Annotated in this window: 26 protein-coding genes; 18 read left to right on the forward strand and 8 right to left on the reverse strand. The window is 71.2% G+C overall.

Annotated elements, in window-relative coordinates; translation table 11 throughout:
* Positions 1-44: 44 nt before the first annotated feature.
* The 4 genes from E5843_RS00595 to E5843_RS00610 all read left to right on the forward strand — a co-directional run bounded on the left by E5843_RS00595 (position 45) and on the right by E5843_RS00610 (position 4,685).
* Entirely contained in the window at positions 45-893 is an 849-nt protein-coding gene (locus E5843_RS00595) for a lysophospholipid acyltransferase family protein (protein ID WP_136411511.1), read from the forward strand.
* Positions 883-1,899: a YheT family hydrolase gene (locus tag E5843_RS00600; protein WP_141065543.1), complete on the forward strand. Its 1,017-nt coding sequence runs from the start codon at positions 883-885 to the stop codon at positions 1,897-1,899. The genes E5843_RS00595 and E5843_RS00600 overlap by 11 nt, the downstream gene beginning before the upstream one ends.
* A 78-nt stretch (positions 1,900-1,977) precedes the next feature.
* Positions 1,978-4,056, forward strand: a complete 2,079-nt coding sequence (locus E5843_RS00605) for a tetratricopeptide repeat protein (RefSeq protein WP_166815805.1) — start codon at positions 1,978-1,980, stop codon at positions 4,054-4,056.
* A gap of 14 nt (positions 4,057-4,070) precedes the next feature.
* A complete protein-coding gene (locus tag E5843_RS00610; RefSeq protein ID WP_134675306.1) occupies positions 4,071-4,685 on the forward strand; it encodes a YbhB/YbcL family Raf kinase inhibitor-like protein in 615 nt (204 codons plus the stop codon).
* Positions 4,686-5,121: 436 nt separating this feature from the next.
* On the opposite strand, the gene E5843_RS00615 is transcribed toward E5843_RS00610, so the two are convergent.
* The gene (locus E5843_RS00615) at positions 5,122-5,919 is read right to left on the reverse strand and encodes an undecaprenyl-diphosphate phosphatase (RefSeq protein ID WP_136411515.1); all 798 of its coding nucleotides are present in this window, start codon (positions 5,917-5,919) and stop codon (positions 5,122-5,124) included.
* 219 nt (positions 5,920-6,138) lie between these two features.
* Between E5843_RS00615 and glnA the strand changes: the two genes are divergently transcribed.
* The 6 genes from glnA to E5843_RS00645 all read left to right on the forward strand — a co-directional run bounded on the left by glnA (position 6,139) and on the right by E5843_RS00645 (position 13,353).
* A complete protein-coding gene (glnA, locus tag E5843_RS00620) occupies positions 6,139-7,548 on the forward strand; it encodes a type I glutamate--ammonia ligase (protein WP_134675304.1) in 1,410 nt (469 codons plus the stop codon).
* A 202-nt stretch (positions 7,549-7,750) separates the two neighbouring features.
* Positions 7,751-8,491 carry an N-acetylmuramoyl-L-alanine amidase gene (locus tag E5843_RS00625; RefSeq protein WP_141065545.1) on the forward strand — a complete coding sequence of 247 codons (741 nt, stop codon included), beginning with the start codon at positions 7,751-7,753 and terminating at the stop codon, positions 8,489-8,491.
* A gap of 995 nt (positions 8,492-9,486) precedes the next feature.
* Positions 9,487-10,554, forward strand: a complete 1,068-nt coding sequence (locus tag E5843_RS00630) for a two-component system sensor histidine kinase NtrB (RefSeq protein ID WP_136411517.1) — start codon at positions 9,487-9,489, stop codon at positions 10,552-10,554.
* The gene (gene ntrC, locus E5843_RS00635) at positions 10,547-11,974 is read left to right on the forward strand and encodes a nitrogen regulation protein NR(I) (protein WP_136411518.1); all 1,428 of its coding nucleotides are present in this window, start codon (positions 10,547-10,549) and stop codon (positions 11,972-11,974) included. Before E5843_RS00630 ends, ntrC begins: the two co-directional genes overlap by 8 nt.
* A gap of 118 nt (positions 11,975-12,092) precedes the next feature.
* Complete coding sequence (locus tag E5843_RS00640) at positions 12,093-12,647, forward strand: superoxide dismutase family protein (RefSeq protein WP_141065546.1); 555 nt, start codon at positions 12,093-12,095, stop codon at positions 12,645-12,647.
* A gap of 58 nt (positions 12,648-12,705) precedes the next feature.
* A complete protein-coding gene (locus tag E5843_RS00645) occupies positions 12,706-13,353 on the forward strand; it encodes a superoxide dismutase family protein (protein WP_136411520.1) in 648 nt (215 codons plus the stop codon).
* A 296-nt stretch (positions 13,354-13,649) separates the two neighbouring features.
* On the opposite strand, the gene E5843_RS00650 is transcribed toward E5843_RS00645, so the two are convergent.
* Entirely contained in the window at positions 13,650-14,531 is an 882-nt protein-coding gene (locus E5843_RS00650; protein WP_141065547.1) for a hypothetical protein, read from the reverse strand.
* Positions 14,532-14,619: 88 nt separating this feature from the next.
* Here E5843_RS00650 and E5843_RS00655 point away from each other — a divergent pair, with 88 nt between their 5' ends.
* A complete protein-coding gene (locus E5843_RS00655; RefSeq protein WP_134675296.1) occupies positions 14,620-15,897 on the forward strand; it encodes an acetyl-CoA C-acetyltransferase in 1,278 nt (425 codons plus the stop codon).
* Between the two features lie 152 nt (positions 15,898-16,049).
* Here the strand turns inward: E5843_RS00655 and E5843_RS00660 are convergent, their stop codons facing one another.
* Positions 16,050-17,309 carry a heme biosynthesis protein HemY gene (locus E5843_RS00660; protein WP_134675295.1) on the reverse strand — a complete coding sequence of 420 codons (1,260 nt, stop codon included), beginning with the start codon at positions 17,307-17,309 and terminating at the stop codon, positions 16,050-16,052.
* A 104-nt stretch (positions 17,310-17,413) separates the two neighbouring features.
* Entirely contained in the window at positions 17,414-18,190 is a 777-nt protein-coding gene (locus E5843_RS00665) for a uroporphyrinogen-III synthase (RefSeq protein ID WP_136411522.1), read from the reverse strand.
* Positions 18,191-18,244: 54 nt separating this feature from the next.
* Between E5843_RS00665 and E5843_RS00670 the strand changes: the two genes are divergently transcribed.
* The 5 genes from E5843_RS00670 to E5843_RS00690 all read left to right on the forward strand — a co-directional run bounded on the left by E5843_RS00670 (position 18,245) and on the right by E5843_RS00690 (position 21,349).
* Positions 18,245-18,745, forward strand: coding sequence for a YiiD C-terminal domain-containing protein (locus E5843_RS00670; protein ID WP_244240806.1), 501 nt, complete (start codon positions 18,245-18,247; stop codon positions 18,743-18,745).
* 34 nt (positions 18,746-18,779) lie between these two features.
* Entirely contained in the window at positions 18,780-19,202 is a 423-nt protein-coding gene (locus E5843_RS00675) for a hypothetical protein (protein WP_244240807.1), read from the forward strand.
* A gap of 88 nt (positions 19,203-19,290) precedes the next feature.
* Complete coding sequence (locus E5843_RS00680; RefSeq protein ID WP_134675292.1) at positions 19,291-19,725, forward strand: rhodanese-like domain-containing protein; 435 nt, start codon at positions 19,291-19,293, stop codon at positions 19,723-19,725.
* Between the two features lie 79 nt (positions 19,726-19,804).
* Complete coding sequence (secB, locus tag E5843_RS00685; protein WP_134675291.1) at positions 19,805-20,323, forward strand: protein-export chaperone SecB; 519 nt, start codon at positions 19,805-19,807, stop codon at positions 20,321-20,323.
* A 3-nt stretch (positions 20,324-20,326) separates the two neighbouring features.
* Complete coding sequence (locus E5843_RS00690; RefSeq protein WP_136411523.1) at positions 20,327-21,349, forward strand: NAD(P)H-dependent glycerol-3-phosphate dehydrogenase; 1,023 nt, start codon at positions 20,327-20,329, stop codon at positions 21,347-21,349.
* A 719-nt stretch (positions 21,350-22,068) separates the two neighbouring features.
* On the opposite strand, the gene E5843_RS00695 is transcribed toward E5843_RS00690, so the two are convergent.
* Positions 22,069-22,653: a porin family protein gene (locus E5843_RS00695; protein ID WP_136411524.1), complete on the reverse strand. Its 585-nt coding sequence runs from the start codon at positions 22,651-22,653 to the stop codon at positions 22,069-22,071.
* A gap of 296 nt (positions 22,654-22,949) precedes the next feature.
* Here E5843_RS00695 and E5843_RS00700 point away from each other — a divergent pair, with 296 nt between their 5' ends.
* Complete coding sequence (locus E5843_RS00700; RefSeq protein WP_134675288.1) at positions 22,950-23,777, forward strand: OBAP family protein; 828 nt, start codon at positions 22,950-22,952, stop codon at positions 23,775-23,777.
* Between the two features lie 27 nt (positions 23,778-23,804).
* On the opposite strand, the gene E5843_RS00705 is transcribed toward E5843_RS00700, so the two are convergent.
* Complete coding sequence (locus tag E5843_RS00705; RefSeq protein ID WP_136411525.1) at positions 23,805-24,443, reverse strand: DNA-3-methyladenine glycosylase; 639 nt, start codon at positions 24,441-24,443, stop codon at positions 23,805-23,807.
* A 734-nt stretch (positions 24,444-25,177) separates the two neighbouring features.
* Between E5843_RS00705 and E5843_RS00710 the strand changes: the two genes are divergently transcribed.
* Positions 25,178-25,498: a DUF6122 family protein gene (locus E5843_RS00710; protein WP_136411527.1), complete on the forward strand. Its 321-nt coding sequence runs from the start codon at positions 25,178-25,180 to the stop codon at positions 25,496-25,498.
* Positions 25,499-25,501: 3 nt separating this feature from the next.
* Here the strand turns inward: E5843_RS00710 and E5843_RS00715 are convergent, their stop codons facing one another.
* Entirely contained in the window at positions 25,502-25,966 is a 465-nt protein-coding gene (locus E5843_RS00715) for a tRNA (cytidine(34)-2'-O)-methyltransferase (protein ID WP_136411529.1), read from the reverse strand.
* A 52-nt stretch (positions 25,967-26,018) separates the two neighbouring features.
* A complete protein-coding gene (locus E5843_RS00720) occupies positions 26,019-26,732 on the reverse strand; it encodes an SDR family oxidoreductase (protein WP_141065548.1) in 714 nt (237 codons plus the stop codon).
* Positions 26,733-26,868: the final 136 nt, after the last annotated feature.

Below are 26,868 nucleotides of genomic sequence, written 5' to 3' on the forward strand. Positions count from 1 at the left end.
CGCATAATCGACGTCGTTCGCGCGCCCGCGCCGCCTTTCGCACAATGACCACCACCGCACCCATCCCGCCCTCCGGCACGTTCGCCCGCGCGCTGCGCTACCTGCTGCGCACGCCGCTGCTGGTGTGGCATCTCCTCGTGCACCTGACGGTGGTGATGGTCGTGGTGGTGTCGCCGCTGGGCCGCCTGCGCCTGCGCAGCGGCGAATCCCTCGGCCACCGCATCATCCGCGCGTGGCAGGCCGGCCTGATGCGGCTGTTCGGCTTCCGCCTGCGTCGCAGCGGCACGCCGTTGCCGGGCGCGGTGCTGTTCGTGGCCAACCACGTGAGCTGGATCGACATCGTCGCCCTGCACAGCCAGCACATGATGGGCTTCGTGGCGAAGAAGGAAATCGCCGGCTGGCCGGTGGTCGGCTGGCTTGCCGGGCACGGTGAAACGATCTTCCACCAGCGCGGCAGCCAGGAGTCGCTGGGCGGCGTGCTGGTGGAGATGCAGGCACGCCTGCGCGAGGGTCGCGCGGTGGGCGTGTTCCCGGAGGGGCGCACCCGCGAGGGTGGCGAGCTCGGGCCGTTCCATGCACGGATCTTCCTTGCCGCGGTGGAAACCGGGGTGCCGGTGCAACCGGTCGCGCTGCGGTATGGCGCGCAGGGCGAGGCCCAGCGCGTGGTCGCGTTCCGTGGCCGTGAGAGCTTCGTCGCCAACTTCTTTCGCCTGCTGGGGGAGCCGCCGCGCGAGGCCGAAGTCGCCTTCCTCGAGCCGATCCTGCCCGGCGATGCCGATGGCCGCCGGCGCATCGCCGAGGTGTCGCGCGAACGCATCATGGCCGCGCTCGGCCAGGCATCGCGCCGGCGCGAGCGTCGCGACGCCGGCGAGGTCGCCACCGATGCAGGCTAGGCGGACCGACCCCGTCGTCGCCTATGCCCCGCCGTCCTGGTTGCGCAACGCGCATCTGCAGTCGGTGCTGGGCAGCAGCGGGTGGCGACGCCTGCGCGGCGCACGCGCGCTTGCCGCCACCGGGGCGGTGACCACCGCGCACCTGCTCGACGGCGGCGACGGCGTGCGCCTGCTCGGCCTGCACAGCAGCATCGGCGGCCGCGCCCCGCGCGGGCTGGCGCTGCTGCTGCATGGCTGGGAAGGCAGTGCCGAATCCGGCTACATGCGCCTGACCGCCGCGCATTTCCTGCGCCGTGGCTTCGACGTGTTCCGGCTCAATTTCCGCGACCACGGTCCCACCCACCACCTCAACGAGGAACTGTTCCACTCCAATCGCATCGACGAGGTGGTGCACGCCGCACGCGACCTGTGTGCGCGCTTCCCGAGCCGGCCACTGGTGGCGGCGGGGTTCTCGCTGGGCGGCAACTTCGCATTGCGGGTGGCACAGCGCGCACCCGCGGCCGGACTGCCGCTGGCGGCGGTGGCCGCGGTGTGCCCGGTGCTCGATCCCGCGCTGACCCTGCAGCAGATGGAACGCGGCATGCCGCTGTACCTGCGCCATTTCGAGCGCAAGTGGCGCGAATCGCTGCTGCGCAAGCGCGCGCTGTTCCCCCAGCTCAGGACCATGGACGACCGCGTGCTGCGCATGGGCATGCGCGACCTCACCGAGTGGCTGGTGCTGCGGCACACCACGTTCGGCTCGCTCGACGAATACTTCGCCGGCTATTCGATCGCCGGCGAGCGCCTCGCGGGCCTTGCGGTCTCCGCGCATGTGCTGACCAGCGAGGACGATCCGGTGATCCCCGCCGACGGTTTCCGCGCGCTGCCCGACAACCCCTGCCTGCAGGTGGAGATCGCGCGCTGGGGCGGGCACTGCGGGTTCATCGAGAACGCGCGGCTCGACGGCTATGCCGAGCGCTGGGCGGTCGAGCGCCTGCTCGCCGATCCCCGGGTCGCCAGCCACTGACGCCCCGCGGGCGCCTTGGCCACGGCCGCTACAATGGCCGGCCCGGCCGTGTGGCCGAAGTCTGCGGATCCGCGCCCCATGTACGACAGCATTCTCGATGCCCTGCGCCGCGGCGCGCCCGGCGAGGCCCTGGCCGCCGCGCGCGACCTCACCACCACCCGCCCCGACGATGGCCGGGCCTGGGAGCTGATGGCGCAGGCGCAGCGGATGGGTGGCGACGCCGACGGCGCGCTCGCCAGCCTCGACCACGCGATCGCGCTGCAGCCCGACGAAGCCGCGCTGCAGTTCCAGCGCGCCGCCATCCTGCTGGCCCGGCGCGACATCGACGCCGCGACCACCGCGCTGACGCGCACGCTCGAACTCGACCCCAACCGCTACCAGGCCTACATCGTGCAGGCCGAACTCGCGATCGGCCGCGGCGACCTCGACGAGGCCGAGCGGCTGGAGAAGATGGCCGCGCGGCTCGGCGAGGGCGATCCGGGCCTGTCCGCGGTGCGCGGCATGATCGCGCTGCGCCGCGGCGACCGCGACCGCGCGCTGTCGATCCTGTCCAGTGCCGTCGAGCGCCACGCCGACGACCCGCAGCTGCTCAACGCGCTCGCCTTCGCCTACATCGCCAAGGACCACCTCGCCTTCGCCGAGCAGACCCTCCTGCGCCTGGTGCAGCTGGTGCCGGGCAACACCCCGGCGCGTCGCCTGCTGGCCGACGTGGTGCTGCGCCAGGGCCGCCCGGCCGAGGCGGCCACCCATATCGAGCAGGTGCTGGCCGCCGGCCCGGCGTCGACCGAGCACCTGCGCTTTGCCGGCGCGCTCGACCTCCAGCTCGGCCAGCTGCCGCAGGCGGTGGCGCGGCTCAAGCAGGTGCTGGCACGCACGCCCGACGACCGCACCGCGCTCGACCTGCTGATGCGCGCCTGGGAGCTGCAGGACGATCGCGACGACGCCCGCGCCACCCTCGAGGCCGCGCTCGCCACCAGCCCGCGCAACCCGGCGCTGTGGGATGCGCGGCTCGGCGTGGACGGCAGCGATCCCGCCGCCGCCCTGGCGGTGGTCGAGCGCTGGAACGCGGCGATGCCGGATTCGGTACCCGCGGTGCAGGCACGCGTGAGCGTGGCCCAGGCCGCCGGCGACCAGCCCGCAGCGGAAGCCGCCGCGCGCGAGCTCACGCGCCGCCTGCCCGGCGATGCGCGTGCGCAGACGCTGCTGCTGGACCTGCTGACCGAACGCGACCCGCAGGCCGCGGTCGCGCATCTGCAGGAACTCCATGCCGCCGCCGGCGACGATGCCGCGCGCCGCAGCCAGGTCGAAGGCTGGCTGGCGCTGGCCCATGACCAGGCCGGCAACGTGGCCGAGGCCGCGAAGGTGTGGATCGATACCCACGCCAGCTGGGCCGAGCGCCTGATGCCGCTGCCGACGTGGTCGCAGGCGGACGCCGCGCATGCGCCGGCCGCGCAGCCCGATCCGGACGCGGCGCGGCTGGTGTTCATGGCCGGCCTGCCCGGTGCCGGCCACGAGCAGGTCGGCCGGCTGCTCACCGGCGTGGTGTCGGCGTTCCGTGCCGACCGCCTGGGCACCAGTCCGCCGCGCGACGCGCTGCAGAACGTGCACACCGTGGGGCGGCTGGAGCGCGGCGAAACCACGCCCGCCGACGTGCATGCCGAATGGCGCGCGCAGCTGCCGGCGCGCGGCATCGCGCAGGGCGCGCTGATCGACTGGCTGCTGTGGTGGGACAACGCCTACCTCGCCGTCACCCGCGCGCACCTGCCGCACGCCGAACTGCTGATGATCGTGCGCGACCCGCGCGACATGCTGCTCAACTGGCTGGCCTTCGGCTCGCCGGTGCCGTTCCGCATGGGCACGCCGGATGCAGGCGCGGCGTGGCTGGCGCAGGGCCTCGAGCACCTGGTGGTGCTGGCCGAACAGGAGCCGCAACCGCTGCGGCTGCTGCGCACCGACGAAGGCATCAACGATGCCGCGTTGCTGGGGCAGGCACTGGGGCAGGCGCTGGAGGTGGAACTGCCGGCACCGCCGCGCACCCTGTTCCAGGACCAGTTCCGCTTCCCGGGCGGGCACTGGCGCCGCTACACGGGCGTGCTGGCCGCGCCGTTCGCGGCGCTCACCCCGGTCGCGGTACGGTTGGGCTATTCCGAAACCTGATTCCGGAGCCTTCCATGCACATCCGCAGCGACAGTTTCGAACGCGGCCAGGCGATCCCCTCGGAGTTCGCGCTGGGCGCGCCGCAGGGCTTCGGTGGCAACCGCAATCCACACCTGGCCTGGGGCGACGCCCCCGCCGGCACGCGCTCGTTCGTGCTGGTGTGCATCGACGCCGACGCGCCCACCGTGCCGGAGATGGCCGGCCAGGACGGTGTCGAGATTCCGTCCGACCAGCCCCGCGCGGACTTCGTGCACTGGGTGATGGTGGACATCCCGGCGTCGATCACCTCGATCCAGGCCGGCAGCTGCAGCGAGGGCCTCAGCAAGGGCGGCAAGCGCGAGCTGCAGGGGCCGGCCGGTGCCCGCCAGGGCCGCAACGACTACACCGGCTGGTTCGCCGGCGACGCCGACATGGGCGGCACGTACCGCGGCTACGACGGCCCGTATCCGCCGCCCAACGACCTCCGCCTGCACCGCTATTTCTTCCGCGTGTTCGCGCTCGACGTCGACCGCCTCGAGGTCGGCGACGACTTCACCGCCGCCGACGCCTTCGCCGCCATGCACGGCCACGTGCTCGCCGAGGCCTCGATCCACGGCACCTATTCGCTCAACCGCAACGCGGGGGCATAGGGGCGCAGCGCCTCCCTCGCCTCGCCATCTCTAAGCAGGGCCGGGGGGCGTGACGCACTGCGGGTGTCCTGCGTTCGTGATCCCGGCGACGGCGACGGCGGGGCCCGCGCCAACGTGGGCGGCGCGCCCCATTTCGTGCACCCGGCTCGTCATCCCCGCGCAGGTGGGCCGTCGCGACCTGGCCGTGCACCCGGCTCGTCATCCCCGCGCAGGTGGGCCGTCGCGACCCTGGCCGTGCACCCGGTTCGTCATCCCCGCGCAGGCGGGGATCCATGGACGTCGTCCTGACCGCAGCGCGCGGTGGAAGCCGCGCGCGCTACGGGTCTCCGGCTTTCAAAGCAAAGTCCCTGGATCCCCGCCTGCGCGGGGATGACGGCGGGGGTGTCCCATCCGACACGCACGGGTCGGTACCTGCAGCCACGCGATCCGCGCCGCCTCAGCTCCCCGCCGGCATCCACACCAGCAGCGCGATGCCGAGCACGATGCGGTAGATCGCGAAGCCGGTGAAGCGGTGCCGCTTGATGTAGTCCATCAGCCAGCGCACCACCACGAAGCCGGTGGCGGTGGCCGCGGCGAACGCGAGCGCGACGTCGCCCCAGGCTTCGCCGCCCAGGCCCTCGTCGAGCCAGAGTTCCAGGAAGGCATAGCCGCTGGCGGCGAACATGGTGGGGATGCCGACCAGGAAGGCGAATTCGGCCGCCGCCGGGCGCCTGCTCAGGCCCAGCAGCATCGCCACGAAGATCGTCGTCGCCGAACGCGAGGTGCCGGGGAACACGCCGGCCACCACCTGCGCCAGCCCCACCGCGATCGCCACCGTCCAGGTGACGTACGCGCCGTCACCGCCGCGGCGTTCGGCGAAGTATTCCGCCACCAGCATCCAGATGCCGCCCAGCACGAGTGCCCAGGCCACCGGCGCCACCGTTTCCGGCAGTTCCCAGCCGGCAAGCCGCACCGGCAGCCCGACCAGTGCGGTCACGAGGAACGCCGCCGCCAGCTTGAACACGTAGTCGCGGTTGTCGCGATCGCCCAGGTTCGTCGCCAGCCCCCACAGCCGTTGCCGGAACACCAGCGTGATGGCGAGGATCGCGCCGGCCTGGATGACGATGTTGAAGAAGTCCGAGCGCGCGCCCAGCCAGTGCTGGGCGATGAGCAGGTGCCCGGTGCTGGAAACCGGCAGGAATTCGGTCAGGCCTTCGATGATGCCCAGCAGCAGGGCGGAAAACGGATCGGACACGTACGGGGCCGGCAGCGGGGACGTGCGAAAGGATACGGGAGCGCGTGGTATTCCCGCCCCGTCCACCTGCACCGTCATGGTGCGTCGGACGGGATCGACTGCACCATCAACATGCAACGAGACGCCTGCGCGCGCACGGCCTTCAAGCAGATCAATGACTTGGCGTTGGCACGGCACCTGCTATGACTGTGGCATCCCATCCACCACAGGTACCGCATGATGTCGTTCGAACAGGTCGAAAAGCTGGTCAAGGATCACAAGGTCGAGTTCATCGACCTGCGTTTCACCGACATGCGCGGCGTGCAGCACCACGTCACCTATCCGGCCTCGATCCTCGAGCCGGGCCTGTTCGAGGACGGCGTGATGTTCGACGGTTCCTCGATGCCGGGCTGGAAGGGCATCGCCGAGTCCGACATGGTGCTGCTGCCGGATCCGTCCAGCGCCTATATCGACCCGTTCACCGCCGACCCGACCATCATCCTGGTCTGCGACGTGCTCGACCCGGCCACCATGCAGTCCTACACCCGCGACCCCCGCGGCATCGCGCGCCGCGCGGAAGCATTCCTGAAGTCGTCGGGCATCGCCGAACAGGCGTTCTTCGGTCCCGAGCCCGAGTTCTTCATCTTCGACTCGGTGCGCTACGCCAACGAGATGGGCCACACCTTCTTCCATATCGATTCCGAGGAAGCGGCGTGGAACACGGGGCGCGACTATCCCGGCGGCAACCACGGCTACCGCCCCGGGGTGAAGGGCGGCTACTTCCCGGTCGCGCCGCTGGACTCGCTGCACGACCTGCGCGCGGAGATGTGCAAGACGCTCGGCCAGATCGGCATCGAGGTCGAGGTGCACCACCATGAAGTGGCCAACGCCGGCCAGTGCGAGATCGGCACCCGCTTCAACTCGCTGGTGAAGAAGGCCGACGAGCTGCTGGCGATGAAGTACGTGATCAAGAACGTCGCCTTCCGCAACGGCAAGACCGCGACCTTCATGCCGAAGCCGATCGTCGGCGACAACGGCAGCGGCATGCACGTGCACCAGTCGCTGGCCAAGGGCGGCAACAACCTGTTCTCCGGCGACGGCTACGGCGGCCTGAGTCAGATGGCACTGTGGTACATCGGCGGCGTGTTCAAGCACGCGCGCGCGTTGAACGCGTTCACCAACGCCGGCACCAACAGCTACAAGCGCCTGGTGCCGGGCTTCGAGGCGCCGGTGATGCTCGCCTACTCGGCACGCAACCGCTCGGCCAGCTGCCGCATCCCGTACGTGGCGAATCCGAAGGCGCGCCGCATCGAGTTCCGCTTCCCCGATCCGATCCAGTCCGGCTACCTCACCTTCGCCGCGCTCTTGATGGCTGGGCTCGACGGCATCAAGAACCAGATCGATCCGGGCGGCCCCAGCGACAAGGACCTCTACGACCTGCCGCCGGAAGAGGAAAAGAACATCCCCAAGGTCGCGCACTCGCTCGACCAGGCCCTGGAAGCGCTCGACGCCGACCGCGGCTTCCTCACCGCCGGCGGCGTGTTCACCGACGACTTCATCGATGCCTACATCGAGCTGAAGATGAAGGAGGTCACCGCGTTCCGCTCGGCCACCCATCCGCTCGAGTACCAGATGTACTACACGATCTGATCTACGTTGCATGCACCTTCTCCCGCACGCGGGAGAAGGTGATGCGAAGCCCCGCCGTCGAGATGTTCCGGTCGGGACGGATCAGAACCCTTCTCCCGCATGCGGGAGAAGGTGCCCGAAGGGCGGATGAGGGTGCCGCGCCTGGCCCGCGCCAACCACCTGCGCTATACCGGTGCCTCCGCTTCCCGGACTGCGTCGCACCATGATCCGCACGTTTCTGCTGCTTGCCTGCATCTTCGTCCTCGCCGCCTGCACCCACGCGCCGCCGCGCAATCCGATGGCGCAGTGGGTGGAGTCGCCCAACCACGACGCACGCCGGCCGACGCTGATCGTCGTGCACTACACCGAGCAGGACTCCGCCGCGCAGAGCCTGCACACGCTGCGCACCGCCAACGCGCATGGCCCGGTCAGTGCGCACTATCTCGTCGGTGGCGACGGCACGCTGTACCAGCTGGTCGCCGACGAACGCCGTGCCTGGCATGCCGGTGCCGGCAACTGGGGCACCATCAGCGACGTCAACTCGGCATCGATCGGCATCGAGCTCGACAACGACGGCCGCAGCCCGTTCGCCGATGCCCAGGTCGAGACGCTTATCGCCCTGCTGGAAGACCTCACCACGCGCCTGCGTATCCCGCGCACCCATGTGATCGGCCATTCCGACCTCGCTCCCGGGCGCAAGGTCGATCCGGGTCCGCTGTTTCCCTGGCAGCGCCTCGCCGAAGCCGGCTTCGGCGTGTGGCCGGATGCCGACGCACCGCCCGCACCGGTAGGCTTCGACCCCATCACCGCACTGCGGCTGCTCGGTTACCCGCTCGACAACCCGGTCGCGACGATCCGCAGCTACCGCATGCGCTTCCGTGGCGACAGCGCCGACACCCTCGACGCCGAGGACCTGCGCATCCTGCATGCGCTGACGCGGTACGCGCCCGTGCCCGCGCGGTAGCGGCGCGGGTGTAGATGCTGGCTCCGGCGCTGCCCGTTCGGGACATGCTCGATATGGGCCTCGGCCGGAGCCGAAGCCGGGAATTCCGCGCAGCCCGCTGCGGCCACAGGGGGATGCCCAGCCGGATATCTCCGCGTCCTGCTCCCACATCCGGCCGCCGGCCATCCATGGCCGGCTCTGGACATCCCCCTGCGTCCGCAGCGTGCCCCGACCCATCGTCGCGACGGGACGAAGGTCAGAAGCAACAAAGAGCGAGCATGTGGTGATTACAGGCGGTCAGGCCGGGAACCGCTCCTAATCCGTGCCGGGCCTGCGAATGCCGGAGCCCGTCGCGTGCACTGGGGGGTGTGCGGACAGCCGGCCATGGATGGCCGGCGGCCGGCCGTGGTAGCTGGACGCGGACTTCGGCCGGGGGAGCACACCGCCCGGTGCGCGCGACGGGCGGCGCGGACCACAACGGAGCAGCTCACGCACGATCGGACACGAACAACCCGCCATCCCCCGTAATTCCGGAGGCGCATCCTCCTGGATGCCAGCGCTACGGTTGAGCGTCGGTGCTGGGGCGGTGAGCGCGACATGCGACACCGCGGAAGCCATTCATGGCGAAAAAAGCGCCAGCGGCCGCACTCGAACCGCCAGCGCCGGCGTTGCGAGCGCCATGCGCCGCGCTCCAGGCGCCGTTGATGGCGAAAAAAGCACCATCGATGGCGGTGAGGGACGCTCCGCGAACGTCGCGCAGTGCCATGCGTGGCGAAAAAAGCGTCATCCACGCCGCTTCGAGCGCGACGCATGGCGAAATATTCGCCAGGGCCGGCGCTCCGGATGCCGGCGGCAGCGTCGCCGACCGCCATCGATGGTGCTTTTTTCGCCAACGCCGCCGCTCGCCGGCACCCATCGCGGCCACGGCCGTGCCGTACTGGCTCCGACGCTGGCTCCCGCCAGGCCGCGGCAAGATCACTGATCGCACAGCCCGACGGCTGCACTACGATGGTGCAATGTCCGCCGCCGCATCGCCGCCCGTGCCCGAGTTCGACGCCCTGACCACGCCGCTGGCCTGGACCGGCGCGGACGGCTGGGTGGCCGGCTGCAACCAGGCGTTCGCACGTTGGCTGGGGGTGGGGGCGCGGCGCGTGGTGGGCGGCCCGCTGGTGGGGCTCGACACCGAGCAGCCGTCGCGCCTCGCGGAAGCGCTGGCGCGCGGTGGAGGCGACGGTGCGCCGTTGCGCCTGCGGCGGCTCGCGCTGGCATATCCGGGGGCCGCGGTGCGTTTTGCCGATGGCTGGCTGAGCCGCCACGCCGATGGCGGCTGGCTGCTGGAGGCGCATCCGGTCGATGAATTTCCCGGCGAGGATCCGCTGCATGCGCTGCCCGGTGCGCTGTCGGCATCGCTGCGCGGGCTCGCCCACGAACTGCGCAACCCGCTGGCGGGGATCAAGGGGGCCGGCCAGCTGCTGGCGCGGCGCGTGCAGGACGACGACAGCCGCGAACTGGTGGCGCTGGTGCAGGCCGAAGTCGATCGCCTCACGCGGCTGGTGGACGACCTGCTGGCGCCGGTGCCGCCGCAGCCGCACGCGCCGCTCAACATCCACGCCGTGCTCGAGCGGGTGCTGCGGCTGGCCGAGGCCGATGCCGGCTGGGGCGTGCGCCTGGTGCGCGATTACGACCCCAGCCTGCCCGAACTCGAGGGCGACCCTGCACGCCTGACCCAGGCCGTCTGGAACCTGGTGCGCAATGCGATCCAGGCCGGCGCCGACACCGTCACCCTGCGCACGCGCATCGAACATGCCGTGCGCATTGCCGATGCGCCGCACGCCCGCGCGCTGAGGCTGGAGATCGTCGACGACGGCCGCGGCGTGCCGGAAGAACTTGCCGGGCAGGTATTCCTGCCCTTGGTATCCGGCCGCGCCGACGGCACCGGGCTCGGCCTGGCGGTCGCGCAGCAGGTGGCGCGCGAGCATCGCGGTTCGCTCGCCTACCGCTCGCGCGCCGGGCATACGGTGTTCACCCTGCTGCTGCCACTGGACACGCTGCACGACGACGCGCAGGAGCCCGGCGATGGTTGAAACCGGTGCGCAGGTGTGGGTGGTCGACGACGACCGCAGCGTGCGCTTCGTGCTGGCGGCGGCGCTGGCCGAGGCCGGCTACGAGGTGTCGGGTTTCGAGTCATCGGCCGCCGCGCTCGAGGCGCTGGGGCAACGGCCGCCGCCGCAGTTGCTGTTCACCGACGTGCGCATGCCCGGCGAGGATGGCCTGGTGCTGCTCGAGCGGCTGAAGGCCGCGCAGCCGCAGCTGCCGGTGATCGTGATGTCGGCCTATACCGATGTCGCCAGCACCGCCGGGGCATTCCGCGGCGGCGCCCACGAATTCCTGTCCAAGCCGTTCGATCTCGACGATGCGGTGGCGCTGGCCGCGCGCACGCTGCGCCCGTCCGCGGTGCCGGCAGCGGCCACACCCGTCGTCGACAGCGGCGCAGACGCGCTGATCGGCGACACCCCGGCAATGCGCGAGCTGTTCCGCGCAATCGGCCGCCTCGCGCAGGCGCCGCTCAACGTGCTGATCACCGGCGAGACCGGCACCGGCAAGGAACTGGTCGCGCGCGCGCTGCACCGTGAATCACCGCGCGCGCGGCGGCCCTTCATCGCCATGAACACCGCCGCGGTGCCGTCGGAACTGCTGGAAAGCGAGCTGTTCGGCCATGAGGCCGGCGCGTTCACCGGTGCCCACAAGCGCCATGTCGGCCGCTTCGAACAGGCCGATGGCGGCACCCTGTTCCTCGACGAGATCGGCGACATGCCGCTGCCGCTGCAGACGCGCCTGCTGCGGGTGCTGGCCGAAGCCGAGTTCTTCCGCGTCGGCGGGCGCGAGCTGATCCGCGTCGACGTGCGCGTCGTCGCCGCCACCCACCAGGACCTGGATGCGCTGGTCGCGGGGGGGCGTTTCCGCGCCGACCTGCTGCACCGGCTCGACGTGGTGCGCCTGCACCTGCCGCCGCTGCGCGAGCGCCGCGACGACGTGCCGACGCTCGCAGACGCTTTCCTCGCGGCCGCGGCGAAACGCTTCGATGCTCCAGTCAAGCGACTCGACGCCGGCGCCCGCGAACGCCTGCGCACGCACCACTGGCCGGGCAACGTGCGCGAGCTGGAGAACCTGTGCTGGCGGCTGGCCGCGCTCGCGCCCGGCGAGGTGATCGGTGCCGGCGACGTGCGCGCCGCGCTGTCGCCGGGACGCGTTGCGGGAGGCGGCGGCGCTGCGGCCTGGGACGACGCGCTGGCCGCGTGGGCGCGCGAGCGCCTGGCCGCCGGCGAGCCCGACCTGCATGCGCGGGCGCGCGAGCGCCTCGACCAGGTGCTGCTCGATGCCGCACTCGAACACACCGGCGGGCGGCGCAGCGAGGCCGCCGCGCGGCTGGGGCTCGGCCGCAACACCCTGACCCGCAAGCTCGGCCCGCGTGGTGGCTCGCGGTCGCGCCCGGGCACGCGCTGACGGCATAGCGCGCAGACAGCGCAGACACCGCAGCATCCGCGGTCCCAGCGTCGTTTCATTCGCGCTCCGCTCCACGGCGGTATCTTCTCCGGCTCCCCGCACCCCCAGAACCGTCCCCATGAAGATCCGCTCGCTGGCTCCACTCGCGGTATTGCTGCTGTCGGCCTGCGCCAGCGCGCCGCGGACACCGCAGGCGCCGACGCCAGCGGCCACGCCGGCGCCGCCGGTGCATGCGGCGTCGGGCACTGCACAGGAAGCGTTCGTGCCGCTGGCCTCGGCGTCCGGCAGCCTGGTCAGCGGACGCGCGACGCTGGTTGCGGTCGCAGGTGGCGTGCGTGTCAGTGGCGAGGTCGGCGGACTGGTGCGCAATGGCGCGCACGGGCTGCAGGTACACGAGCGTGGCGATTGCAGTGCGGCGGATGCCAGCAGTGCCGGTGCCTATTTCGATCCCGCCGCCGGTGCCGACCAGCGTGGCGTGGTGGCCGGCGCCAGTACCATCCGCATCGTCGCCGATGCCGAAGGCGTGGCGCGCTTCGACCTGCAGGTGCCGGGCGCGGTGCTCGGTGGCGGCGCGGCCAACGACATCGCCGGACGCGCGCTGGTGGTGTCGGGCGCAACGCCGGGATCGTTCAGTGCGCGCGTCGCCTGCGGGGTGATCCGCGTGGTGCGCTGACTGCACGGCAACACCGGTTGCGGTATACCGGGCGCCCAGACCCGAACCGGAGTTCCCCATGCGCAGGATCCTGCTGCTCACCCCGCTGTTCGCCGCCCTGGCGGCCTGCTCGCCCGCCGACCGCGGCGACGGCGAGATGGTCGCCGACCAGCCCTCGGCCTCCCCGCAGACCGCACCGCTGGCCTCCTCGCCCACCGATCCGGCGGCCAATGCGGACGCGCAGATGATGGGCGGCGTCAACGACCTGATGGCCGCCACCGTCGTCCTCGCGCCCACCGCCGGCAACGACGTCAGCGGCAACCTGCGCTTCACCCGCTCGGGTGACGGCATCCGCGTCAGCGGCGACGTGCGCGGCCTGCCCGCCGGTGGCGAGCACGGCTTCCACGTGCACGAGAACGGCGATTGCAGCGCGCCCGATGCCACCAGCGCCGGCGGCCACTTCAACCCGACCTCGCAGCCGCATGGCCGCGTCGGCCAGGGCGACCACCACGCCGGCGACAGCGACAACCTCACCGCCGACGACGGTGGCGTCGCCCGCGTCGACAACGCGCTGGCCGGGGTGACCCTGGGAGATGGCGCGGCTACCGACATCATCGGCAAGGCCGTCATCGTGCATGCCAACCCCGACGACTACGCCACCCAGCCCACCGGCAATGCCGGCGACCGCCTCGCCTGTGGCGTGATCGAGGCCAGCGCGGGGCGTTGATGCCGCACGCGGCCTTCTTCGTTACGGAGAGGGCCGTCGTGGCGGCGTCGTACACGAAGCTCAACTGCAATGTCCATGGATGCCCGCCTGCGCGGGCATGACGGGGCTGGAGTCGGAAGTGGGCCCCGCGAGGCACCTGAGTGCCCGGGGTCGGGCCGGGAAGTCGCTGGATGCCCGCCTGCGCGGGCATGACGACGTCGGGCGTGGTTGTCGCGAAATCGCTCTTCGCTGGCGTGGAGACGACCGAGGTAACGCGGTGAAGCGATCGCCCGTACGGTGGGACGTCGAAGCGGGACTCAGCCGATGACGCTGCGCGGATCGGCGTCATCCGGGCAGTGGTCGAAACGCACCGGGATGCCGTGCGCGCGCAGCACCGCGTCGAACTGGCGCTGGCGCGCCTCGAAGTGCATCCATCCGTGCTGCAGCCGCGCCTCGTCGGCTTCGCCGGCGGCATAACGCGCGCGCCAGGCGGCGGGCGAGAACAGCGCGATGCGTGCCTCGCCACCGGTGTAGTGCACCAGCGGCTCCGGCGCGGCATCCAGCCAGGCCTCGTCCGTGGGCGACAGCAGCGCGGTCTCCAGCACCGCCCACAACGGCGCGATGCCGGCGTGTTCGTACTGCAGCGCGGTCATCGCCAGCAGGTCGTGCGCGGTGAGGTAGCGCGCGTGCTCGATGACCAGGCCGAACGCCTCCTGCGCATGCAGCGCGGTCTCCGCACCGGCCATGCCGGTTTCCATCAGGTCGCGTTCGAACACATCCGCGACCGCCGCGGTGGTCGCGGCATCGCCGCGCAGCAGCAACGGCACCAGCCGCAACGGTCCGCCTGCGTGTTCGTGCGCGGGCGCCAGCGCGCCCGGCAGGCGGCCTTCGTGCGCGCCGAAGGCGATGACACGGCCCCCCGCTTCGCCGGGCGCGCGCGCGGCGAGCTGGTCGATCTCGCGATGCAGCGGCCAGCCCGGGCGCAGCAGTTCCACCGGGTCGTAATGGGCGCCGACGGTGATCAGGTCGAGCGTGGCGGCTGCGGGTGCGAAGCCGGCCAGGTCGCGCGCGATGCGCTCGCCGAGTGCACCCGCGTCGGCCTGCGCAAGCGCGTCGGGACCGCGCACGCGCACATCGCCGAGTTCGAGCGCGAGCGCTGCACGCACGACGGGGCCGGGGTTCAGCGCGGAGTCTGGCATGGTGATTGGACGTCCCGGGTGGCGGCGGTAAACTCGATTCCATTATGCCCGTCAAGGTCGACAGGCACTTTCCCTTGAGGAGCTCCCGATGCCGTCAGGTCGTCCCGTCGCCGTACTGGGTGGCGTTCGCATTCCCTTTTGCCGGCAGAACAGCGCCTACGCGGACGTCGGCAACCTCGGCATGTCGGTCAGGACCCTCGGCGCGCTGGTGGAGAAGTTCGGCCTGCACGGCCAGCAGCTCGGCGAAGTGGCGATGGGTGCGGTGATCAAGCATTCCAGCGACTGGAACCTGGGCCGCGAGGCGGCGCTGTCGTCCGGGCTTTCGCCGCTGACCCCTGGCATCACCCTGCAGCGTGCCTGCGGCACCTCGCTGGATTCGCTGATCACCATCGGCAACAGGATCGCGGTGGGGCAGATCGAGGCCGGCATCGGCGGCGGTGCCGACACCACCTCCGATGTGCCGATCGTCTATGGCCGCGCGCTGCGCCGGCGCCTGCTTGCCGCCAATGCGGCGAAGACGCCGAAGGACAAGCTGGCCGCATTCCGCGGCTTCCGCCTGCGTGAGCTCAAGCCGGATTTCCCCGGCGTCGCCGAGCCGCGCACCGGCAAGTCGATGGGCGAGCACTGCGAGGACATGGCCAAGCAGTGGAGCATCTCGCGCGATTCGCAGGACGAACTCGCCGCCGCCTCGCACCACAAGCTGGCCGCCGCCTACGACCGCGGGTTCTTCGACGACCTGGTGGTCAGCTTCCGCGGCGTCGCCCGCGACAACATCCTGCGTGCGGATACCTCGATCGAGAAACTCGCCACGCTCAAACCCGCCTTCGACCGTGCCTCCGGGCGCGGCACGCTGACCGCCGGCAACTCGACCCCGCTTACCGACGGCGCCGCCGCCTGCCTGCTCGCCAGCGACGACTGGGCGCGCGCGCATGGCCACGAGCCGCTGTGTTACCTGCGCGACGCGCATGTGGCCGCGGTCGATTTCGTCCATGGCGAAGGCCTGCTGATGGCGCCCACCGTGGCGGTGGCCGAGATGCTCCGTCGCAACGGCCTGACCCTGCAGGATTTCGACGTCTACGAAATCCACGAGGCGTTTGCCGCGCAGGTGCTGTGCACGCTGCGTGCGTGGGAGAGCGAGGACTACTGCCGCGGCCGGCTGGGCCTGGACGCACCGCTGGGCCGCATCGAGCCGGCGAAGATCAATCCGCTGGGTTCGTCGCTGGCCACCGGGCATCCGTTCGCCGCCACTGGCGCGCGCATCGTCGCCACCGCCGCCAAGCACCTCGCCGAACGCGGTGGCGGCCGTTGCCTGGTGTCGATCTGCACCGCCGGCGGCATGGGCGTGGTGGCGATCCTGGAGCGCTAGGAGGTCCGAACAACTGCCGTCATTCCCGCGAAGGCGGGAATCCAGGGAATTGTTGTTCAACGGCTACGTCCATGGATTCCCGCCTTCGCGGGAATGACGAAGCGAGGATGCAGCCTTGGCCCTATCCGGGCACGGGTAGTAGCGCTGCGTGGTCAGCGCAGCGGCGGATCCAGGTCGCGGTCACGCATCGCATCGCCATCCAGCGGCATCACGGTGCCGGTGCCGGCACCGATGTCGCGTGGCGGCAGCGCGGTCACCGGCTGGCCGCGGCCGGCGCGCAACGCATTGGCGTAGGCGTAACGGGCGCGGGCCTCGTCGCCCTGCGCAAACCAGGCGTCGCCCAGCACTTCCCACGCGCCGGTGCCGGCGCCCTGGTCGATCGCGCGGTGCGCATAGTCTTCCGCGCGCGGCCACTGCGACTGTTCGGCCGACAACCTGGCGAGCGCCAGCAGCAGGGCCGGGCTGCGCGGATGCTTGCCCAGCCAGCGCTCGCAGGTGGCGACGCGGTGTTCGGTGCGGCCCAGCGGCAGGGCGCCGTAGCGGATGGCGAGCTTCTCGTCCCAGCGCGTGTCCAGTGCATGCTCGAGGCTGCGCGTGGCAGCTTCCTCCCAGCCCAGCGCCGCCGCCTGCTCGGCATAGGCCGCGGTCACCGGCGGATCGGCACGCAACGACTTGGGCAGTGCTTCCCAACGCGAGGCGAGCAGGTTGCCGTCCTCGGCCTCGCGCAACGATGCGGCCGCCCAGCGGGCTTCGAGGTCATCGAGCCGTTCCTTCGGCAGCGCATGCTGCTGGCGCAGGGCGCCGAGCAGTTCGTAGGCCTGCATCGCCTGGCCGGATGCGGCGAGCGCTTCGGCGCGCAGGGCCAGCCCGCGCGGCGGCAGCGGCTGCGCGGCCGGCGTGTCCAGCGCCACCAGGGCGTCGGTCGGGCGCTCCTCGGCGAGCGCGAGTTCGGCGGCGGCGATCGCGCGCGCGGCGGGGTGGCGTTCGCCGAAACCCTCGAGGCCGCGACGTGCGGCGGCGCTGTCGCCACGCGCCCATGCCGCCTGCACCGCGGCGATGCGTGCGGCGGCTTCGGTGTCGGGGTCCTCGCCGGCTTCGGCGAGCAGCTTCTCGGCGCGGCTGTAGTGGCCCTCGTGCAGGGCGACCATGCCCTCGGGCAGGCGCAGCCGCGCATGGCGGTCGCGGCGCCGGTTCCAGGTGCGGAACGGGAAGCTCAGCAGTGCCCACACCACCCACAGCACCAGCAGCACCAGCAGCGAGATGCCGATCGCCTCGACGAGGTTGGCGGTGTAGTCCATGCCGCCGTAGCGGACCAGGACGTGGCCGGTGTCGCCGGACAGCAGCATGTGGGCGACGAACGCGCCCAGCGCCGCGAGTACCAGCAGGAACAGCACGTTGCGAAGGACAGTCATGGGAACCGCTCCCCGGATCAGGACATTGGCGTGGTCACGCTAGAGCCCCGCCTGTCTGGGTGGCGTGCAGAGAATGAATGCGTGCCGGGACGGCGCGGGGCCGATCAGGAGTCCGCCAGCGCCGCCATCAGCAGCGCCTCGGGCCGCGGGCTGTGCGCCGCCCGGGCCTGGGCGAAGCCGGCGTCGCGCGCGAGTTCGGCCAGCCGCTCGCTGGCCGCCACCACCCGCGCCGTGCGCAGGCGCTGGGCGGCGGCCGCCGGCAGGGCGTCGAGCACGCGTTGCAGGGCTTCGCCGCTGGTCAGCGGCAGCAGCAGGGGGGCATCGCCGGTGGCGAGCAGGCGCGCGACCTGCTCCGCGTCGAGCGGCAGCGGTTCACGCACGTAGACGTCGGCACGCACCACCCGGGCGCCGCGCGTGGCGAGCTCGGCAGCAATCCGGCCGCGTCCACCCGGTGCGGTCACCAGCCCCACGGTGCGACCGCGGACCTCACCCGTCGCCAGCTGCGGCATGGCGAGCAGGCCTTCGCTGTCCTCGCGCTCGGGGGCGACGGCATCGGCGACCCCGGCGGCGCGCAGCGCGGCACAGCTGCCGGCACCCACCGCCAGCCGCAGGCCTGCAGCGGTCAACGGCATCAATGCCGACGCGGCGGCGACCGCCGGCGGGCTGGTGAAGATCGCCAGCGGCGCAGCGAGTGCGGTGGCCAGGGCGGCACGCGTCGCGTCGTCGTCACGGTGGACGATCCGCCACGGCGACAGCGCGATCAGCTCGAGGCCATGCGCGGCCGCGGCACGTGCGAGCGTCGCGTGTTCGCCCGCCGGGCGCAGCGAGATCACGTAGGATGCCGGCCGGTCGGGCACGGCGGGAGTACTGGCATGCGGCATGGCCGCAGCTTGGTCCCTGGGCCCACATGCCGCAACCGCGACGAGGAGTTTTCGATGACGTCACCGATGCAGGCCGACAGCGCCGCATTGCAGCGCCTGCAGGCCCACTTCGACGGCATGCCGCCGGTCGCGGCGATGCGGGTCGGCATCACCGGCTGGGATGGCGCGTGCCTGCGCCTGTCGGCGCCGCTGGCCGCACACGTCAATGACAAGGGCTGCGCCTTCGGTGGCAGCCTGGTATCGCTGGCGACGCTTGCGGCGTGGGGCCTGGTGACCCTGCAGGTGGAGGCGGCCGGGCTCGATGTTGACGTCTTCGTCGCCGCCACCGAGGTGCGCTATCGCGCGCCGCTGTTCGCCGACCTGCATGTCGAGGCAAGGCTGGAGGAGGGCGCGGGCTGGCAGGACTTCATCGACACCCTGCGCGCGCGCGGCCGCGCCAGCACCTGGCTGGTCGCTTCGCTGCCGCTGCCCGAGGGCGGCATCGCCACCGAAGCACGGCTGCGCTACGCCGCGATCCTGCGCACGCCCGTTCCTGCGCCGGGGCAGGCCGACTAACATGCCGGCGGGGACCAACAACGGGATGCAGGCGATGGGCTGGATGCGATGGGGCACGGTAGTGACGCTGGCGCTGGCCACGCTGCTGCTCACGGGCTGCGCGACGGGGGGCAAGAAGACCAGCGAACTCGAGCGCATGCAGTACATGTACTCGGCGGCGATCCGCTGGGGCGATTTCGAGGGCGCCTGGAACCTGGTCGACCCCGAAATCCGCGAAGCGCGGCCGATGAGCGCGCTCGAATTCCAGCGCTACGAGCAGATCCAGGTCTCGGGCTACCGCGAGCTCGCGTCGCAGCCGGGTGAGGCCACCGCCGCGCGCGAGATCCAGATCGGCGTGATCAACCGCCACACCATGGCCGAGCGCACGGTGCGCTACACCGAGCAGTGGCGTTACGACGCCGAGGCCGCCCGCTGGTGGCTGACCGGCGGGCTGCCGGACTTCTGGGCCGGCGAGTAACGGCGCGCCTGCCGACGCGGGCGCGGCGTTTTGCGCCCCGCCGCGCACTGGGCGACAATCGCCGCCCGCCGTCTGCCGTAGCGATCACGTGACTTTCGAAGAACTGCTGGCCTTTGCCGGCCGCAACCACCTGCTGTCGATGGCGCTCGCCGGCATCACGCTGGCCCTGATCTGGACCGAGATCAGCCGCCTCACCCGCGGTTTCAAGGGCCTGCGCCCGGCCGAACTCACCGCGCTGGTCAACCGCGACAATGCGCTGGTGGTCGACCTGCGGCCCAGCGGCGACTTCGAGAAGGGCCACATCCCCGGCTCGAAGAACGTGCAGATGAGCCAGTTCGATCCCGAGAACAAGCAGCTCGCGGCCGCCAGGGCGCTGCCGGTGGTGCTGGTGTGCAAGACCGGCCAGACCGCCAACACGGCCGCCAAGCGACTGAAGAAGGCCGGCTTCGAACACGTCTACGTGCTCGAGGGCGGCATCGGCGCCTGGCAGCAGGCCGACCTGCCGCTCAAGCGCGGCCGCTGACAGACCCGGGGCGCCGCCGGTCGCGGTGCCATAATCGATCCTTTCCGATCCCACTACCCGAATTCCGCTGGAGTCCACCATGTCCGAGCAAGACAACGTCGCCGCCAATGGCGCCGCCGCCCCCGCGCAGCCTGCCGGCGCGCAGTTCACCGTCGAGAAGATCTACGTCAAGGACGTGTCGTTCGAGTCGCCGAAGGCGCCGCAGATCTTCAACGAGCAGGCGCAGCCGCAGCTCAACATGAGCCTCAACCAGAGCGTGCAGCGCGTTGGCGACAACGGCTACGAGGTGGTGCTCAAAATCACCCTGACCTGCTCGCTGGCCGAGGACAACACCGTCTACGTGGCCGAAGTTGCGCAGGCCGGCGTGTTCGGGCTGGCCGGTTTCGAGGCCAACGTGCTCGACGCCATGCTCGGCACCCATTGCCCGAACGTGCTGTACCCGTACGCGCGCCAGCTGCTCGGCGAGCTGATCCAGGCCGGTGGCTTCCCGCCGTTCCTGCTGCAGCCGATCAACTTCGACGCCCTGTACGCCGAAGGGCTGCGCCAGCGTGCCGGCCAGCAGGCCGGTGACGGCACCGAGATCGTCGGCAACGCCTGACCGATGGTGTCGCGACCCCATGTCGCGGTGCTGGGCGCGGGCTCCTGGGGCACCGCGCTCGCCGCCCTGATCGCCCGCCATGACGTCCCCACCGTGCTGTGGGGGCGCGATGCGCAGGCAGTCGAGGCGATCGACCGCGACCACGTCAACGCCCGCTACCTGCCCGGCATCGCGCTGCCGGACTCGCTGCGCGCCACCGCCGACCTCGGCCGCGCCCTCGACGGCGCCGGCCTGGTGCTGGTCGTGGTGCCGTCGCACGCCTTCGCCGAAACGCTGCGTGCGATCGCGCCGCTGCGCCCGGCAACAGCCGGCGTGGCGTGGGCGACCAAGGGCTTCGAGCCCGGCTCCGGACGCTTCCTGCACGAGGTGGCCGCCGACGTGCTCGGCGATGACGTGCCGCTGGCGGTGGTGACCGGCCCGTCGTTCGCCAAGGAAGTCGCGCTGGGGCTGCCGACCGCGCTCACCGTGCATGCGCACGACGAGGCGTTCGCCGAGCAGGTGGCCGAGGTGCTGCACGGCCCGGCGTTCCGCGCCTACACCGGCACCGACATGAGCGGCGCCGAGCTCGGCGGCGCGATGAAGAACGTGCTGGCGGTGGCCACCGGCGTCGCCGACGGCATGGGCCTGGGCCTCAACGCCCGCGCCGGCCTGGTCACCCGCGGCCTCAACGAGATGCTGCGCCTCAACATGGCGATGGGCGGCCGCCCGGAAACCCTGATGGGCCTCGCCGGCCTCGGTGACCTGGTGCTGACCGCCACCGGCGATCTCTCGCGCAACCGCCGCCTCGGCCTCGCGCTCGGCCGCGGGCAGCCGCTGGAAGAAGCGGTGCGCGAAATCGGCCAGGTGGTGGAGTCGGTGCAGACCGCCGATGAAGTCATGCGGCTGGCCGATCGCCATGGCGTCGACCTGCCGATCGCTGCCAACGTGCGTGACGTCCTGCATGGCGACATCACCCCCGCCGAAGGCGTGGCCCGCCTGATGGCCCGCGAGCGCAAGTCCGAGTACCCGGCGAAGCTGTTCGGCTGAGTCAGTGCCGCATTTCCCCGGAGCCCGTGGGCAGGCGCCACGGAGCGGGCTTCTGTCCGCTTGGACGAACGCTGGTTCGCGTCCCCGTTGGCCCACCGCGGCCACAGGGGGATGCCCAGCCGGATATCTCCGCGTCCTGCTCCCACATCCGGCCGCCGGCCATCCATGGCCGACTCTGGACATCCCCCTGCGTCCGCGGCGGGCGCCGACCTGTCGTCGCGTCGGGAAGAAGATCAACGGCGAAGAAGCGTCAGGCCGTCGTGGCAATCGACGACGTCGGCTGAGCCGCTGTTGGTCTGCCGGACCGGACGAACGCCTGAGTGTGGTTGGTTGCAGCGGCTCCTGCGGCAACCGTTCCTGCTCTCCGTGCCGAAGCCGACGAAGGTCCGAGCCCGTCGCGTGCACTGGGGGGTGTGCGGACAGCCGGCCATGGATGGCCGGCGGCCGGCCGTGGTAGCTGGACGCGGACTCCGGCCGGGGGAGCACACCCCCCGGTGTGCGCGGCGGGCAGCGCGGACCACAACGGAGCCGCTCGGGCGCGCTCGAGCAGTCCAGCCGTCTGTCGATCGCCCCGGACGCCGGACCTGGGGACAGGAACAAAAAAAGACCCGGCCGTTGCCGGCCGGGTCGAACGTCGCATATCGGGGGAGAGAGAGATCTTGCGACGTGTCCCGCGGGTCGGGGAGGGAGCTCCCGCGGGGTATTGCTCCTGACGGGGCTTACCAGGTGAAGCGCGGGCCGACGAACCACTGGGTATCGCCGCCGGCGAACTTGACGTCGCCGGACACGCCCCAGTTCGGGGTGAACTTCCACTGCGCACCGAGGCGGCCGTAGAAGTCGTCGCCGTAGAAGTTGCCGAAGTCCTCGTAACCGGCCATCGCATAGCCTTCGAGCTGCGGCGCCAGCGCGCCGCGCAGGCCGACTTCGACGCTGTAGCCGTCCGGCGCGTAATCGTTGCCGAAGATGTCGCGGCCGGCGTCGAACTTCTCGTAGGCCACCCGGGTCACCAGGTCGGCATTGGGCGAAATGGCGTGGTTGTAGCCGATGCCGATGCGCCACTCGTCGAAGTCGACCGGGGTGTTGTCGACGTCCTGCCGCTGGAAGCCGCCGAACACATGGAAGTTCGGGTGGAACGCGACCGAGCCCCGCGCGGCGGCGCCGTCGGCATCGAGGTCCGCATTGGTGGCGATGTAGCCGCCTTCGACGTAGTTGTAGGACAGCGCGGATGCCGACTGCGCCGAGGCGGCGAACGGCAGGGCGGCGGTCAGGCCGAGGGCGAGCAGGGAAGCCTTGGTTCGGGACATTCGGAGCGCCTTCTGGTTTGGGTTGTCGGCTGTATAGGGCCGGCCCGGGAGGGCGGGAGGGAGGGAGCGCGAATCCAGACGAACGAACTTGCGCACCGCCTCCCGGGCCGGTGGACGTCATTTTGCTGACCAGGGGCCAACACACCCTGAATTGTGAACGGGGGAGTACAGGAACTTTTCCCGGATCGTTCAGTCGCGGCCGCGCGTTTACTCACGGACGCCCGACAGCACGAAGGCAAGACTGACGTCCGGGCCGCGATGGTGGCCCATCGGAGCGTCCACCCCCGGAGTTACCCATGCATCGTCTCTGCTGCCCCGCGCTCCTTGCCCTTGCCCTGTCCGCGTGCGGCGGCGGCGACACCGAATCGGCGGTGGACACGCCCGGCGCGCAGGAGTCGCCCAAGACGCGGGTGCTGGAGGCCGGCGCCGCGCTGCTGCAGGACAAGCCACCGATCGATGCGATCAACGCCTACCTCGACGGCTTCCACTTCTACAGTGGCCGCATGCAGGCGCAGATGGAAGCCCATCACTACTGTTCGCACCTCAACGAGGACGTGATCCAGTGCGTGATCTACGACGGCAACGTCGGCGACGCCAAGCTGATGGGCGTGGAGTACATCGTCAGCGAGCGGTTGTTCGCCGGCCTGCCGGAGAGCGAGAAGCCGCTCTGGCACAGCCACTCGTACGAGGTGAAGTCGGGCACCCTGGTCGCGCCGGGCATTCCGGAAATGGCCGAGGACGAGTTGATGGAGAAGCTGGTCGGCACCTACGGCAAGACCTGGCACACCTGGCATACCGACCTCGACAAGGAGCTGCCGTACGGGGTGCCGCAGCTGATGATGGGCTTCACCGCCGACGGCCAGGCCGATCCCGCCATGATCGTCGCGCGGGACGAGCGCATCGGCGTCGACAGCCAAGCCAAGCGCGAGCGCCGCGCCGAGATCGCCGCCCCGCCGGTGCTGCCGGGGGCGAATGCGTGGGAGCAGGGCGAGGTGATCCAGCTCGACGATCCCACCGGGCACGAGCACGGGCGCGGTGACGTGGCCGCGCCTGCCGGGACTGATGCCGCGGAGCGCAATGCGAGTTCGCAGACGGGTGGCGAGGACGCTACGCCTGTGGAGTGATGCGATCCGTTCGCGATGTTTGGCGCGTCACTTCAGTGGCGTTCGCCGCTTCGACGGATGCGGCCGCCACGCCGGCACATGCGGATGACCGGGCACGTGCCAGCGCCAGTGGAAGTCGATGGCCTGGCTGATGCCGATGCGCGGACCCACTGCAGGCGTGTCGGGCGGTGACGTGCCGTCATCGACGATGGCGAGGCCGCGGTCCGGGGCCACCAGATCGGCGCCGTCGAACTCGCCGGTGATGCCCATCGCCTGCGAAAGCTTGCCGGGGCCGTTGGCGAGGTCGCGGTCGCGGCGCGCGCCCGGACGCGCGCTGCGGATCAGGTCGAGGCCCTGGAGAGGCTCGATCGCGCGCAGCAGCACGCCGGCGCCCTGGCCGACGTCGCCGCAGACTGCATTGCTGCCCCAGTGCATGCCATAGGTGAAGTAGACATACAGGTGCCCGGGCTCGCCGAACATGGTGGCGTTGCGGCGCGTCGGGCCGCGGTGCGAATGCGCGGCAGGATCCTCGCTGCCGGCATAGGCCTCGACCTCGACGATGCGACCGGCGCGGCCGTCGTCGCGCACGAGGATCTTGTTGAGCAGCTGCGGTGCCACTTCGGTGGGATGACGGCGGTAGAAGTCGCGTGGCAGCAGTGTCCAGTGCGCGGGCAGCGGGATGGGCATGTCGGTCCTGTACGGGTGTTGCGGGCAGCTTGCGCAGAGGCGGGTGGCTGCGAGGTCAACGTGGCAATGGCGGTAGAGCGGATAGGTGCATTGCGCATGCGGGTAGGACGGCCCGGGTTTGGGGGGATGGGCGATCCGACGTGATCCGGCGCCCGGGGGCTTCGTTGTAATGCGCGCTGCCCGCCTCGTGCACCGGGGGGTGTGCTCCCCCGGCCGGAGTCCGCGTCCAGCTACCACGGCCGGCCGCCGGCCATCCATGGCCGGCTGGGACCACACCCCCCGGTGCACGCGACGGGCTCATGTGTCCGCGGGCTTCGGCACGGGGAGCAGGGGCGATTCGCCGAATTGCGGTAACGGCTACGCCTGGCGTGTTCGTCTGCGTCGGCGTGCAATCAACAGCGGCCGCAGCTGAAGTCGTCGAGGTTCTAACGACTCGAGGTTCTTTGCCGTTGCTCTTCATCCCGACGCGACGACAGCTCGGAGCCCGCCGCGGACGCAGGGGGGTGTCCAGAGCCGGCCATGGATGGCCGGCGGCCGGATGTGGCAGCAGAACGCGGAGATATCCGGCTGGGCATCCCCCTGTGGCCGTGGTGGTCGGCGCGGCTCCCCGAAGGACGTCTGTCCCAACGGGATTCGCCCATGCCATGCGTCGAGCGGATTCGTGCTGCCGGTCGTGTCCGGCGAACCGACGGACACTGCGATGATGGTGTCCGCTGTCCGCTTACAACATCGCCATGCCCGACTTCGAACTGCGACCGATCCTCCATCTGCTGCTGCACGTGCTGGTGCCGCTGGCGGTGGCGCGCATCGTGTGGCCGGCGCATTGGCGGCGCGCGGCGGCGTGGATGCTGGCCGGCTGGCTGATCGACATCGACCATCTGCTGGCGGAGCCGATCTATGCGCCCGGGCGCTGCAGCATCGGCTTCCATCCGTTGCACACCTGGCCTGCGGTGGGTGTCTACACCGCGTTGCTGGTGCCGCGACGCACGCGCTGGTTCGGCACCGGCCTGCTGATCCACATCGCGCTCGACGCGATCGACTGCGTGCTGATGTGACGCTCAGCCGGCGCCGGCGAAGCCGTGCTGGCGCCAGGCTTCGAACACCAGCACCGCCACCGCGTTCGACAGGTTGAGGCTGCGATTGTCCGGTCGCATCGGCAGCCGCAGCCGTTGCGCGTCGGGAAGGCCGGCCAGCACGCCGTCGGGCAGGCCGCGGGTCTCCGGACCGAACAGGAAGGCATCGTCGGCTTCGAAGCGCACCTGGTCGTGGCGCGTGCTGTTGCGGGTGGACAGCGCGAACAGCCGCGGCGGTGCGATCGCCGCGAGCGCGGCGTCGAGCGAATCGTGGACCCTGAGCGTCGCGTACTCGTGGTAATCCAGCCCCGCACGACGCAGCTGGCGGTCGTCGAGGTCGAAGCCCAGCGGGCGGATCAGGTGCAATCGCGCGCCGGTGTTGGCGCACAGGCGGATCACGTTGCCGGTGTTGGGCGGGATCTCGGGCTGGTAGAGCAGGACGTCGAACATGCGTGGGATCGCCGGCGGGGGCGCAAGTGTCGCACCCCGTCGGTGGCCGGAGTCACCAGGGAATCGGCGCGCCCTGCCAGTCGAAGAAGCTGCCGGAGTCGGTCATCGCCAACCGTTCGATCTGCGCCAGCAGGCCGGCAACCGCGTCTGCGGTGGCGACTTCGGCGTCGGCACCGCCCATTTCGGTGCGCACCCAGCCCGGGCTCACCGCGACCACCACGATGTCGTGCGGCGAAAGTGCCTGCGCCAGCAGCACCGTGACCATGTTGAGCGCGGCCTTGCTGATCGCATAGCTGGGAGTGCCGAAGCGCCGGGTCAGTGCGATCGCACCGATGCGCGAGGACATGTTCACCACGCGCGCGCCGTCGGCAAGCTGCGGCGCCAGCGTCTGCGTCAGCAGCAACGGGCCGGCCGCATTGGTGCGGAAGCTGTGTTCGAGGGTGTCGAGCCCGAGCTCGCCGAAACGTTCGCCGGAATGCAGCACGCCGGCGTTGTTGATCAGCAGGTCGATACGCACGTCGTCGCCGACGGCAAGCGGCAGTTCGCGGGCGAGTTCGGCATGCGTGCGCGGCTGGGTGATGTCGAGCGGCAGCACATGCAGGCGGCCCGGGTATTCGCCGGCCAGCGTGTTGAGCGCGGTGGCCTTGCCGGGCTGGCGTGCAGTGGCGACGACGCGGTCGCCGCGCGCGAGCAGCTGGCGGGTGAATTCCAGGCCGATGCCGCGGTTGGCGCCGGTGACGAGACAGATGCGGGTGCGGGTGCTCATGCCGCCAGCATGCACCACGCGCGGCCGCGATGGCTTGCAGCGAGCCGATCCACAACGGCCCCGGGACGTCGTAACAAAAAACGAATCTCCCGTTCAACAGGGCGCCATCTCTGCCGTCCAGGCTGTGCGCGTCCGT

This window comes from Luteimonas yindakuii (assembly GCF_004803715.2).
Lineage (GTDB): Bacteria > Pseudomonadota > Gammaproteobacteria > Xanthomonadales > Xanthomonadaceae > Luteimonas > Luteimonas yindakuii.

Coding starts and splice junctions, on each gene's coding strand:
- E5843_RS00650 (WP_141065547.1), bottom strand. CDS start 14,531: ATGCCAGACTCCGCGCTGAACCCCGGCCCCGTCGTGCGTGCAGCGCTC.
- E5843_RS00630 (WP_136411517.1), top strand. CDS start 9,487: ATGTCCGCCGCCGCATCGCCGCCCGTGCCCGAGTTCGACGCCCTGACC.
- secB (WP_134675291.1), top strand. CDS start 19,805: ATGTCCGAGCAAGACAACGTCGCCGCCAATGGCGCCGCCGCCCCCGCG.
- E5843_RS00600 (WP_141065543.1), top strand. CDS start 883: ATGCAGGCTAGGCGGACCGACCCCGTCGTCGCCTATGCCCCGCCGTCC.
- E5843_RS00720 (WP_141065548.1), bottom strand. CDS start 26,732: ATGAGCACCCGCACCCGCATCTGTCTCGTCACCGGCGCCAACCGCGGC.
- E5843_RS00715 (WP_136411529.1), bottom strand. CDS start 25,966: ATGTTCGACGTCCTGCTCTACCAGCCCGAGATCCCGCCCAACACCGGC.
- E5843_RS00675 (WP_244240807.1), top strand. CDS start 18,780: ATGGGCTGGATGCGATGGGGCACGGTAGTGACGCTGGCGCTGGCCACG.
- glnA (WP_134675304.1), top strand. CDS start 6,139: ATGTCGTTCGAACAGGTCGAAAAGCTGGTCAAGGATCACAAGGTCGAG.
- E5843_RS00670 (WP_244240806.1), top strand. CDS start 18,245: ATGACGTCACCGATGCAGGCCGACAGCGCCGCATTGCAGCGCCTGCAG.
- E5843_RS00595 (WP_136411511.1), top strand. CDS start 45: ATGACCACCACCGCACCCATCCCGCCCTCCGGCACGTTCGCCCGCGCG.
- E5843_RS00710 (WP_136411527.1), top strand. CDS start 25,178: ATGCCCGACTTCGAACTGCGACCGATCCTCCATCTGCTGCTGCACGTG.
- E5843_RS00690 (WP_136411523.1), top strand. CDS start 20,327: ATGGTGTCGCGACCCCATGTCGCGGTGCTGGGCGCGGGCTCCTGGGGC.
- ntrC (WP_136411518.1), top strand. CDS start 10,547: ATGGTTGAAACCGGTGCGCAGGTGTGGGTGGTCGACGACGACCGCAGC.
- E5843_RS00660 (WP_134675295.1), bottom strand. CDS start 17,309: ATGACTGTCCTTCGCAACGTGCTGTTCCTGCTGGTACTCGCGGCGCTG.
- E5843_RS00640 (WP_141065546.1), top strand. CDS start 12,093: ATGAAGATCCGCTCGCTGGCTCCACTCGCGGTATTGCTGCTGTCGGCC.
- E5843_RS00700 (WP_134675288.1), top strand. CDS start 22,950: ATGCATCGTCTCTGCTGCCCCGCGCTCCTTGCCCTTGCCCTGTCCGCG.
- E5843_RS00695 (WP_136411524.1), bottom strand. CDS start 22,653: ATGTCCCGAACCAAGGCTTCCCTGCTCGCCCTCGGCCTGACCGCCGCC.
- E5843_RS00625 (WP_141065545.1), top strand. CDS start 7,751: ATGATCCGCACGTTTCTGCTGCTTGCCTGCATCTTCGTCCTCGCCGCC.
- E5843_RS00705 (WP_136411525.1), bottom strand. CDS start 24,443: ATGCCCATCCCGCTGCCCGCGCACTGGACACTGCTGCCACGCGACTTC.
- E5843_RS00665 (WP_136411522.1), bottom strand. CDS start 18,190: ATGCCGCATGCCAGTACTCCCGCCGTGCCCGACCGGCCGGCATCCTAC.
- E5843_RS00610 (WP_134675306.1), top strand. CDS start 4,071: ATGCACATCCGCAGCGACAGTTTCGAACGCGGCCAGGCGATCCCCTCG.
- E5843_RS00605 (WP_166815805.1), top strand. CDS start 1,978: ATGTACGACAGCATTCTCGATGCCCTGCGCCGCGGCGCGCCCGGCGAG.
- E5843_RS00645 (WP_136411520.1), top strand. CDS start 12,706: ATGCGCAGGATCCTGCTGCTCACCCCGCTGTTCGCCGCCCTGGCGGCC.
- E5843_RS00655 (WP_134675296.1), top strand. CDS start 14,620: ATGCCGTCAGGTCGTCCCGTCGCCGTACTGGGTGGCGTTCGCATTCCC.